Consider the following 10,446-nt stretch of genomic DNA (forward strand, 5'->3'; position numbering starts at 1 on the left):
TATTATAATTAATAGATATTATTTTTCAATTAAAGGAGAATGAACTATGTCTGTTGAAGTAGGTAAAAAAGCAATTGATTTTACACTAGAAAATCAAGAAGGTCAAAAAGTTTCCTTATCAGATTATAAAGGACAAAACATTGTTCTCTATTTTTATCCGAAAGATATGACACCAGGATGTACGACACAAGCATGTGATTTTAGAGATAATTACGATGCATTTAAGGAGCTAAATACAGTAATTATTGGAATAAGTCCAGATCCGATTGAAAGACATCAAAAATTTATTGATAAACATGGATTACCTTTTGAATTATTGGCTGATACAGAACAAGAGGTAGCAAAACTTTATGATGTATGGAAGCTAAAAAAGATGTTCGGTAAAGAATTTTATGGAATTGAGCGGTCAACATTTATTATTGATCGGGATGGAATTATACAAAAAGAGTACCGAAAAGTTCGAGTTAAAGAGCATATTGAAGAGACATTACAATTTATTCAAGAAAATTTAAGTAAATAGAGGGGGGATACCGTGCGAATATACACTCGTTCAGGAGATAAAGGAACGACTTCTTTAGTATATGGGAAAAGAGTTCCCAAAAATGATCTGCGAGTTGAAGCATATGGTACTTGTGATGAAGCAAATTCAATGATTGGACTTGCGTTAAGTTTTTTGAGTAATGTGACTTGGGATGAAAAGGATGTTTTTTTGGAAAAAATGTACCGTGTTCAAACAATACTTTTTCATGTAGGTGCTGAATTATCGACACCAAGTGATCGAGAGGTAGCATGGAAATTAAAAGAAGAGCATATAAATGAGTTGGAGAAGCAAATTGATGAGTGGAGCGAAGATCTACCGCCACTTACTCAATTTATACTTCCGTCGGGAAATAGTACTTCAAGCGCGCTTCATTTAGCTAGAACAGTAGTAAGAAGAGCTGAACGGATGGCTGTAGGTGTTCAAGACGAATTGGAAGATTCACTAGTAATTTCTTATTTAAATCGTTTATCAGATTATTTATTCGTTGCAGCTCGTTATGTGAATTATCAGTTAAAAGGGGAGGAAATTCCTTTACAAGTTGAACTGTAATTATACGTTTTTAAAAAATTCTCACTGTTTCATATTTCTTCTCAATTAATATGCCCTTAGTCCGTGAAAAATGATATTCAAATTAAAATAATTATTATACAGTAGTGTGTTTAGATTGACATTTCTATAAGTGACAGGGTAAACTATTAATAAGCATTATAATCTGATAATACAGATTATGAAATATAAGTGAAAGCGAGGTGCATGACGGTGTCAGACGGTAAATTACAGGTCGCGATTGAAACATTAAAAAAGTCTGGTATCAGAATTACACCACAACGTCATGCGGTTCTTGAATACTTACTTACATCAATGTCTCATCCAACTGCAGATGAAATTTACAAAGCATTAGAAGGAAAATTTCCGAATATGAGTGTTGCTACTGTATATAATAATTTACGTATATTGCGTGAAATTGGACTGGTTCGTGAATTAACGTATGGAGATGACTCCAGTCGATTCGATAGTAATATGAGAGATCATTATCATATAATTTGTGATGATTGTGGAAAAATTGTAGACTTTCATTATCCAACTCTAGATGAAATTGAATCATTAGCAGAGAAAGTAAGTGGTTTTGAGATAAGTCATCATCGAATGGAGCTTTATGGTAAGTGTGAAGAGTGTTCGAATGTTAGTGTTCAATAAAATAGTGCCCAGATAACTAAAAAGAATCGCCATATTCATGACGATTTCTTTTTTTATGTTCAGAATTTTTATCAATATATGAAGTCATTTAAGTTATATTATTTCTAAATAATTGTACTGGAACCCATTCACGGACACTATTAATTAGCCAGATCTTTGAACATGAATGTAAATCGTTGATTAATATTTTTCTTACTTTGATTATACCTTTCTTTATTAATCTCTCGCGATAAGTTCCTGGTAGTAAGCCACATGCTACTGGCGGAGTAATAAGTTCTCCCTCTTGTTCAACGACGATATTTCCAGTTGTAAATTCTGTTACTTCATCGTTTTTATTCCAAAGTAATACATCATAAGTACAATTATCCTCTTTTGAGAAACGTTCATATATTGTACGATTTGTAGTTTTATGATAGTGAAAGACATTTTCGCTATCTATTGGTTTTTTTGCTAAAATGACGTTGTGATTCATTGGGCTGACGAGTCGCTGAGGTTCTATTTGAAAATCTCCTTCACGGTCAACTACTAATCGGACACGCCACTTCCCTGTTTTACATTTATTTTTAACACAGATTAATTCATGCTTAATAGATTGCAAATCAATAGGAAAGTCAAAATAAGCGGCAGAACTTTTGAGTCTTTTTAGATGTTCATCAAACACTAAATATTGACCGTTAATTAATCCAATGGTTTCTAATAAACTAAAGGTCTCCTGCTTATAGTGTAATACTTTTGCTTTTGTTAAAACCTCATTAAACTCTTCTTCCATGTTCGAATTTGCTGTAATTCCACCACCCGCACCATAGCTTGCCAGATGTTTCTTTTTGTCAATGACAACTGTTCGTATAGGAACGTTAAATACAGCTTCGTTATTTGGTGTAATATATCCAATCGCTCCGCAATAAACACCTCGTGGACTCTTTTCTAAATCAGCTATTAAATCGATTGCTACTTGTTTCGGAACTCCTGTGATAGATCCGCAAGGGAATAGGGTAGTTAAAATATCTATTATCGACACTTTTTCTTGTATGTCACCTTGAATGGTTGACGTCATTTGGTAAACGGTCGGATATTTTTCTACATTATGTTGATCAACGACTTTAATGCTTGGTTGTTCAACAACTTTTTTAAATTCTTCGATCATTAATTCCGTAATTAAATCATTTTCAAGCTTATTTTTTTCCGAAGCTGCTAACCATTGCCGATTTATCGCGTCATCTTTCCATGTTTTACCCCGATGAACTGTTCCTTTCATCGGTCTAGCTATCAATTTTCCATTCTTAACTTGGAAAAATAGTTCAGGTGAGGCTGATAATACCTGAATATTTTCTAAGTCCATATAGGCACAGTAGTTTGCTTGTTGCGCACTTTTAAGTTGGTTGTAAAATGTGTATGCACATCCCGAAAATGGCGTTTGAAAATGACCCGTATAATTTATTTGATCCGTTTCACCGCGTTCTATCGCTTGCTGTATCAGATTGAATGATTGTGAATACTCATCTTTTGTCTGATTAAATGTCCAATCACTAACTGAAAAACTTTCCTCTTTATGTGAGAAAGGAGACTTAGGACTCTCAAACAATCCAAACCAAAGGAGCGGCATAGTTACATCACGGTATATCTTATTTCGTTTTCTCCATGCGTATGCCGCTTCATAACTCAAATATCCTGCTGCATAAAAACCTAAATCTACAGCTTGTTGAACCTTTTTCAAACAATCAGAAACCTCTGAGAAACTATTCGTCCAAATAACATCGGTGGGATTAGAGAAGACGATTGAATTTCTGCTGTTTTTTTCCGATGAAAAATCGAACTGGAGAAAGGGTATATTTGGTAGACTAGTCATTATTTATCCCCTTCATAGTTCTCTCTGTTTTTGTTTTAATTCGCGACGATATTTGCGAGTGTTGTATTTTTCATCGAATTCTTTACCTTCCAATTCTTTATCTAAAGTTAATGGTTGTTTACAGTGCATACATGCATCAACTCGTCCTAACATCTTTGTCGGTTTTTCACATGAAGGGCAAATAATAGGTATTGCTTTTGTTGATAACATGCCGATCCAAAAATAAACAACCGTACTTAAAATAACGAATAAAACACCAAGTATAAAGAAAGTGACCATTAACCAAGGGATGTTTTTAGTTAAAATCCCTCCATACATAACAATCATTCCAATAAAAACAAGACTGAGTGCAAAACTTCGGATTTTATTGATTTTACTTGAATATACTAATTGTGGTTCACTCAACGTATGTATCCTCCTTAAGTTGTTCGATTATATTATAACATGAAAAAGCATGAGTTTAACATTTGAAGCAACGATACCTAGTATCATCACCTGCTATATTCTAAACTATCAAACAAGGTTTAATCTTCAGAAAATCAGGTTGAAAATTACATAAATAATAAGTATACTGATATAAAGCTATTTATGTGAACTATTGCCAAAATTACCAGTCTTTAGTTTATGTAATACCTACATCATGTTAGTTTACATGAAAGCAAAAAAATAAGGGGGATAAAAATGGGTAAAACTAGGTTTCTTACATTTATTTTTATGCTCGTAGGTTTAGTGTTAGTGGTAGCCGCATGTGGCGGGAAAGGCGACTCGACAAGTGGTGGAGACTCGTCAGGTGATGGCGGTGGAGCAGAAGGGGCAAAAATAGCAATTGGTCCTCCGGCAAGTGAAACAAATACGATTTCCAAAGTAATCTTGGGAGCATATGGATTGGAAGAAGGAGATTATCAAGTATTTCAAGAAGGTTTTGGAGATGCGGCAGATGGTGTTCAGGATGGTAATATTGATATTTCTGTTGGGATATTAGGATTGCCAGCTGGTAGTATTGAAAGTTTGCAAGCGTCAACAGGAGATGTTGTGATGCTGGGATTATCAGATGAGGCAATCGAAGAAATTGAATCAAATAGTGATTATAAGAGATATACAATTCCGCAAGATAGTTATGATTTTTTGGATTCAGATATTGAAACTGTAGCAGCATATGCGGTGCTAATGGCGAACACAGATACGATTGATGAAGAATTAGGATACGAACTTGCAAGAATCATGGTAGAGAATGCAGACGAAGTTACCCATGCTCAAGCTGCCGAAATGACTTTAGAAAATGCATTAAATGGAGCTGAAGGATTACCAATTCATCCAGGTGCAAAACGTTATTATGAGGAACAAGGATTAACAGTAGACAATCCAGTAGCTGAATTAACAGCGGATGAAGGTAGCAGAAAAAGTGAGTTTATTTTAGGGACGGGAAGTCAAGGTGGAACGTACTATCCGTTAGGTGGAGAAATTGCAAATGTGTGGAATAATCACCTCGATTTTAACTTTACAAACATGGAAACAGGGGCATCTGTTGAAAATTTAGCAACGATCGGAGAAGGGAATATGGATGTGGGGATGGCAGTTCACGTACCTTCCCTTGCAGCCGTTAATGGTGAAGGGGACTTTGAAGGTAATCCAGTTGAAAACGTTGCTTTTATCGGCCATATTTATCCAGAAATCGTTCAGATAATCACAAGAGAGACGACAGGAATTACAAGTTTAGAAGGTGGAAAGTAATCTCTCAGTAGTTTTCTAATATAAAGGAAAAGAGAAAGCTCTCCCAAGCGCTCTTTTCCTTATAATTTAAGAAAAAGGTGGTGGTACGATGAATGAGCAAGAAAGATTAAAAACGCAACTAGAAGCAGAAAAAGATGCTCAAAAAATTCTTGAGAAATATGATCGAGAGAGTAACTTTAGAGAGAAAATTGGTAAATGGGCTTGGGTCGTAACGTTTCTCGGGGTAGCATTGACAATTTTCCATATTTATTCCGGTTATTTCGGTACATTACCTTCCCAAAAACAAGGTGCAATCCATTTGGGAACAGGTCTTGGTCTTATATTTTTACTTTATCCTGCCAAGAAAGGTTGGCAAAACAAACAAAAAACGATTCCATGGTATGACGTTTTGTTAGCGTTTACAGCTATGTATGTAACCTACCACAAAATAATCTTTTTTGATTCCATTATACAGAGTAGAATTAGTGGCTATAGTACACTCGATACGATTATTTCGATTGTTGCAATCTTATTATTACTCGAAGCAACGAGAAGAACGGTTGGAATTCCAATTGTCATTGTAGCTTCTGTAATGATCTGTTACGCATTATTTGGTAAATATATTCCAACACAAATATTATCCCATCCAGGGTTCTCATTTGATCGGATAGCTACAAATCTATGGTATCAGGAAAGTGGTATATTTGGAACGCCGATTCAAATATCCTCGAAGTTTATTTATTTGTTTTTGTTTTTTGGGGTAATGCTAATCCATACAAGAATTGGTCAATTTTTCAATGATTTGGCATTTGCTCTGACAGGACGTTTCACTGGAGGGACAGCTAAAGCTGCAGTAGCTGCCAGTGCACTACAAGGAATGGTATCTGGGAGTTCAGTGGGAAATACGGTAGCTTCCGGATCGTTTACAATACCAATGATGAAAAATTCTGGTTTTAAACCTGAGTTTGCAGCAGGGACAGAGGCATCTGCTTCAACTGGTGGGCAAATCATGCCGCCAATTATGGGAGCAGCTGCATTTATTATGATGGAATATTTAGGGGTATCGTACGGGGCAATCATGTTAGCGGCGATTGTTCCAGCCATTTTATATTTTACCGGAATTTTTATCGGTACACATTTTGAAGCTAAACGATTGGGGATTTTAGGGGTTCCAGTATCCGAGTTACCTAAATTAAAGGAACAGATGCTTAGATACGGTTATATGTTAATCCCATTATTCGTTATTATTGGTACCGTTATGATTGGATTTACACCCCAGCGTGCAGCAATCTATGGAATCATCGCTGCTTATTTAGTTAGTTTAATTCGGAAAGAATCAAGAATGTCCTTTAAAAAGACGATTTACGTATTTGAACAGGGTGCACGTGTGGCGCTTCCTGTAATTGCAGCTGTAGCTACCGCCGGGATTATCGCTGGAGTTGTCAGTATTACAGGGCTTGGAGCTAAGTTTGCGTCAGGAATTATTTCATTATCTGCAGGTCATCTGATTTTGGCCTTGTTTTTTACAATGATTGCTTGTTTAATTTTAGGAATGGGATTACCAACTACAGCAAACTATGTTGTAACAGCTACTATTGCTGCTCCTGCCTTAATTAATGGTTTCGATGTAGCACCAATTGCTGTCCATATGTTTGTGTTTTATTTTGGTATAGTAGCAGATATCACCCCTCCAGTGTGTCTTGCTGCCTATGCCGGAGCTGGTATTGCAAGGGCAAATCCATTCAAGAGTGGTGTTACAGCTGTCAAACTAGCAATCGCAGCATTTATTGTTCCATATATATTTGTTTATGATCCTATTTTAGTATTAGTAGATATAAAAGGATTTAGTTTAGTACTTGCCATTATTACTGCTGTTCTAGGTATGATTGGAGTAAGTAGTGCCATGATTGGATTTTATATTCGTCATTGTCGTGTATGGGAACGTTTATTATTATTCAGCGGAGGATTATTGTTAATTTTACCTGAGATGTTCACAAATATTGCAGGTATCGCTTTACTTGGAATTGTGTGGTTTATTCAAAAACAAAGAGAAGACGACAGTGGTACAGGTAAACAAACCATAACTGCATCCGTTTCTTCTTAGTTTTTATTTTGGGATTATTATCAATAGCCGAGAACGGAGATTACACGGTACTTAACAGAACGCACAATAGATTGTGCGTTTTTTATGTTTTAACAATTGTGGTGTCTTTCAAACAATATTAATTCGGCTCATCTAGAGTTCAATTAGCTCATATTTACGTAATTCAGCAATTATAGATTCCTGTTTTGTATTTGTTTCATGAAGATAGGTCAACTTATTACAACAAAGCTCATATTTGGGAAAATCGTCGGGTCTGATTCTTAAAATAACATGATAAGTGAAGTTCCTTAGGCTGAGTCAATCGAGGATATTTAGGAAGATCTTACATATGCATTATCATTTCACATAATGGGAAATGGAAGAGAATCCGATTAAGAGCATGGTAGCAGATTATGAATGATGGATAGGATAAGATTTGAATTTATCAACGATAAAACGTGAGATATGATATGATAGGGAAGGAGCTAGGAAGGTGGTTGTCGGATGGACGAACAAAAACTGTTACTAATCCAAAAAGATGATAAGTTCTATCACGCCTTAATATTTATCGGAGTTATTTTTGTTGCTTTTAACTTGCGGCCCGCAATTACATCAATTGGCCCTTTGATTGGAACAATTCGGGACGATATTGGATTTTCAAATTGGAGCGTTGCGCTGCTAACAAGTTTGCCATTAATAGCCTTTGCTATTATGTCTCCAATAGCTCCCAAGTTGGCTAATAAATTATCAAATGAAATGACATTGGTCCTTGGATTGTTCATACTGATTTTAGGCATTTGTTTGCGCTCCATTTCGATCGTATTTTTAATTTTTTTTGGCACATTTTTGGTAGGTTTGGGTATTGCAATTTGCAATGTGCTTTTACCAGGTGTAATAAAAGAAAAATTCCCAGCTAAAATAGCGATCATGACAAGCATATATACTACGTCGATGGCTATTTTTGCAACTTCCGCTTCTGGTATTAGTGTTCCTTTATCTGAAGGATTAGGTCTCGGGTGGCAAGTTTCGTTACTCGTATGGATTATTCCCGCAATAATTGGTTTATTCGTTTGGCTAATTGTATATACAAAAAACAAAAGGAAAAAAATGAATGAACAAGCACGCTTTTTTGAGACGAAGACTGGTAGCGGAATTTGGAAGTCTTCTCTTGCTTGGAAAGTTGCATTATTTATGGGTTTTCAATCACTTATTTTCTACGTAACTATTTCATGGCTTCCAGAATTGTTGATGGATCGTGGGATGGAAAAAGTTACTGCCGGATATATGTTATCTTATTTTCAGTTTTTAGGTATACCAGTTAGTTTTATTATACCTATCATAGCAGTTAAGATGAAAACACAGCGTTTACTCGTCATTGGCATAAATATGTTTTATATCATTGGTATCTTAATCTTATTAAATAAACCATCATTTGTTTTGATTATGATTGCAATTACTTTAATAGGGATTGCTTCTAGTGCTAATTTCGCACTGTCTTTATCATTTTTAACAATTCGAGCGAAAAACGCACGCGATGCGGCAGAATTATCAGGTATGGCACAATCAATGGGATATTTATTAGCGGCTATTGGCCCAATATTTATTGGATATTTATACGATCTCACGCACGCATGGACAATCCCGCTAATTATTTTAATTGTAATAACATGTATAATTATTTATGTTGGAATGAGTGCAGGGCAAAATAAGTATGTCCTTGAATAAGTTTATAAAGGAGATAGTTATGAAGAAAATTAAATTAATCGCACTTGATATGGATGGAACTCTTTTAAATGATGATGGGGTAGTAAGTCCATATACTCATGACATTATTCAGCAAGCTTTGGCACAGGGAACAGAAGTTGTGTTAAGTACTGGGAGACCACTACCAATGTGTTCCACTTTTGCAGAGGAATTAAAATTACCTTCTTATATTATTACATCAAATGGGGCTGAGATTTGGACAGTAAATCATGAATTAATAGATCGCCATCCATTGGAAGTTGAACAAATTAAAAGGCTTTGGCAACTTGGATATGAGCGTAACTTACATATGTGGATTGTTGCCACCGACCAAGTATTCGTAAATAGACAGCGGCCAGAAAACTTCGAGGATCATGTGTGGTTGAAGCTAGGGTATGGCAATTTAACCGAAAAGGTTAAGAGAGATTTACTTTCTGATTTAGAACATATTGAGGAAATTGAAATTACGAATTCTTCTTTAACGAATTTAGAGGTAAACAGAGCAGGAGTAAATAAAGCGAATGCGATCAATTTTATTTGCAAACGACTTAATATCTCGATGGAAGAAGTAATGGCTATTGGTGATAGTTTAAATGATCTAAAAATGATTGAACAGGCCGGAATAGGAGTTGCTGTAAAAAATGCACAGCAATTAATTATTGAGTCTGCAGACTATGTTACTGAAACGAATAATGATAATGGTGTAGCAAAAGCGATTGAAAAATATGTATTAGATTAATTTAATAATCAGATCCACCTTTTATGTGAAGATTTTATTCAGGAATATGACTAGTTGTTTCACTACGAAAGGTGGATTTTAATTTATTAATAAATATGTTTTTCATAGAAATGAATATTTTTATATCATGAGGGAAAACTTAATCTAGAGATACTTTAAGGCAGACTACATAGTCATATAGTTTTGATGCAAATTTATAGCTCTGATTTTATCCAAGTTTCTTACATAATGAATATGCCTATGATTGTTTCGTAAAGTAAACTTTCTTTATTTTCAAAAAAGAGGTATAATAAAGATAGTGAAAGGGGATGGTACCATGGCTTTTTCCCGAGGACCTAAAGAACCATTACCAGAAGTTGAGACGAATGTTTGGTCATGTACAAACGATGAATGTCAGGGATGGATGAGAGAATCATTTAGCTTTGAAACGGAACCTGAATGTCCACTTTGTCAATCGAATATGGAACAAGAGGTACGAATGCTTCCAACATTAGAGTGATTTTTAGATGGAAAGGTAGACAAAACATTTAGGTCTAAATATTTTAGAAATACTTTGAAAAACTTGGCTGTTGCCAGGTTTTTTATTG

10 protein-coding genes are annotated in these 10,446 nt (G+C 35.2%); 8 read left to right on the forward strand and 2 right to left on the reverse strand.

Annotated elements, in window-relative coordinates; translation table 11 throughout:
- The first annotated feature begins 46 nt into the window (after positions 1–46).
- The 3 genes from bcp (at position 47) to perR (ending at position 1,738) form a co-directional block, all read left to right on the forward strand.
- Entirely contained in the window at positions 47–520 is a 474-nt protein-coding gene (gene bcp, locus SPD48_RS12025; RefSeq protein ID WP_336258353.1) for a thioredoxin-dependent thiol peroxidase, read from the forward strand.
- A gap of 12 nt (positions 521–532) precedes the next feature.
- Positions 533–1,090 carry a cob(I)yrinic acid a,c-diamide adenosyltransferase gene (locus tag SPD48_RS12030; RefSeq protein WP_336258354.1) on the forward strand — a complete coding sequence of 186 codons (558 nt, stop codon included), beginning with the start codon at positions 533–535 and terminating at the stop codon, positions 1,088–1,090.
- 204 nt (positions 1,091–1,294) lie between these two features.
- The gene (gene perR, locus SPD48_RS12035; RefSeq protein ID WP_442962148.1) at positions 1,295–1,738 is read left to right on the forward strand and encodes a peroxide-responsive transcriptional repressor PerR; all 444 of its coding nucleotides are present in this window, start codon (positions 1,295–1,297) and stop codon (positions 1,736–1,738) included.
- 88 nt (positions 1,739–1,826) lie between these two features.
- Here perR and SPD48_RS12040 read toward each other — a convergent pair whose 3' ends face one another.
- Positions 1,827–3,584 (reverse strand): bifunctional chorismate-binding protein/class IV aminotransferase, encoded by a 1,758-nt coding sequence (locus tag SPD48_RS12040; protein WP_336258356.1) that lies wholly within the window; start codon positions 3,582–3,584, stop codon positions 1,827–1,829.
- Positions 3,585–3,596: 12 nt separating this feature from the next.
- Entirely contained in the window at positions 3,597–3,989 is a 393-nt protein-coding gene (locus tag SPD48_RS12045; protein ID WP_336258357.1) for a YgzB family protein, read from the reverse strand.
- A 276-nt stretch (positions 3,990–4,265) separates the two neighbouring features.
- Here SPD48_RS12045 and SPD48_RS12050 point away from each other — a divergent pair, with 276 nt between their 5' ends.
- The 5 genes from SPD48_RS12050 to SPD48_RS12070 all read left to right on the forward strand — a co-directional run bounded on the left by SPD48_RS12050 (position 4,266) and on the right by SPD48_RS12070 (position 10,358).
- On the forward strand, positions 4,266–5,315 hold the full coding sequence (locus SPD48_RS12050) for a TAXI family TRAP transporter solute-binding subunit (protein WP_336258358.1): 1,050 nt from the start codon (positions 4,266–4,268) through the stop codon (positions 5,313–5,315).
- An 88-nt stretch (positions 5,316–5,403) separates the two neighbouring features.
- Positions 5,404–7,398 (forward strand): TRAP transporter permease, encoded by a 1,995-nt coding sequence (locus SPD48_RS12055; RefSeq protein ID WP_336258359.1) that lies wholly within the window; start codon positions 5,404–5,406, stop codon positions 7,396–7,398.
- 483 nt (positions 7,399–7,881) lie between these two features.
- The gene (locus SPD48_RS12060; protein ID WP_336258360.1) at positions 7,882–9,102 is read left to right on the forward strand and encodes a CynX/NimT family MFS transporter; all 1,221 of its coding nucleotides are present in this window, start codon (positions 7,882–7,884) and stop codon (positions 9,100–9,102) included.
- A gap of 19 nt (positions 9,103–9,121) precedes the next feature.
- Entirely contained in the window at positions 9,122–9,859 is a 738-nt protein-coding gene (locus SPD48_RS12065; protein WP_336258361.1) for a Cof-type HAD-IIB family hydrolase, read from the forward strand.
- Positions 9,860–10,175: 316 nt separating this feature from the next.
- Positions 10,176–10,358 (forward strand): cold-shock protein, encoded by a 183-nt coding sequence (locus SPD48_RS12070; RefSeq protein ID WP_336258362.1) that lies wholly within the window; start codon positions 10,176–10,178, stop codon positions 10,356–10,358.
- Positions 10,359–10,446: the final 88 nt, after the last annotated feature.

Origin of the sequence: Pseudogracilibacillus sp. SE30717A (assembly GCF_037071985.1) — a bacterium.
In the GTDB taxonomy this organism is placed as follows: domain Bacteria; phylum Bacillota; class Bacilli; order Bacillales; family Amphibacillaceae; genus Pseudogracilibacillus.

Coding starts and splice junctions, on each gene's coding strand:
- SPD48_RS12060 (WP_336258360.1), top strand. CDS start 7,882: ATGGACGAACAAAAACTGTTACTAATCCAAAAAGATGATAAGTTCTAT.
- bcp (WP_336258353.1), top strand. CDS start 47: ATGTCTGTTGAAGTAGGTAAAAAAGCAATTGATTTTACACTAGAAAAT.
- SPD48_RS12070 (WP_336258362.1), top strand. CDS start 10,176: ATGGCTTTTTCCCGAGGACCTAAAGAACCATTACCAGAAGTTGAGACG.
- perR (WP_442962148.1), top strand. CDS start 1,295: ATGACGGTGTCAGACGGTAAATTACAGGTCGCGATTGAAACATTAAAA.
- SPD48_RS12065 (WP_336258361.1), top strand. CDS start 9,122: ATGAAGAAAATTAAATTAATCGCACTTGATATGGATGGAACTCTTTTA.
- SPD48_RS12050 (WP_336258358.1), top strand. CDS start 4,266: ATGGGTAAAACTAGGTTTCTTACATTTATTTTTATGCTCGTAGGTTTA.
- SPD48_RS12040 (WP_336258356.1), bottom strand. CDS start 3,584: ATGACTAGTCTACCAAATATACCCTTTCTCCAGTTCGATTTTTCATCG.
- SPD48_RS12055 (WP_336258359.1), top strand. CDS start 5,404: ATGAATGAGCAAGAAAGATTAAAAACGCAACTAGAAGCAGAAAAAGAT.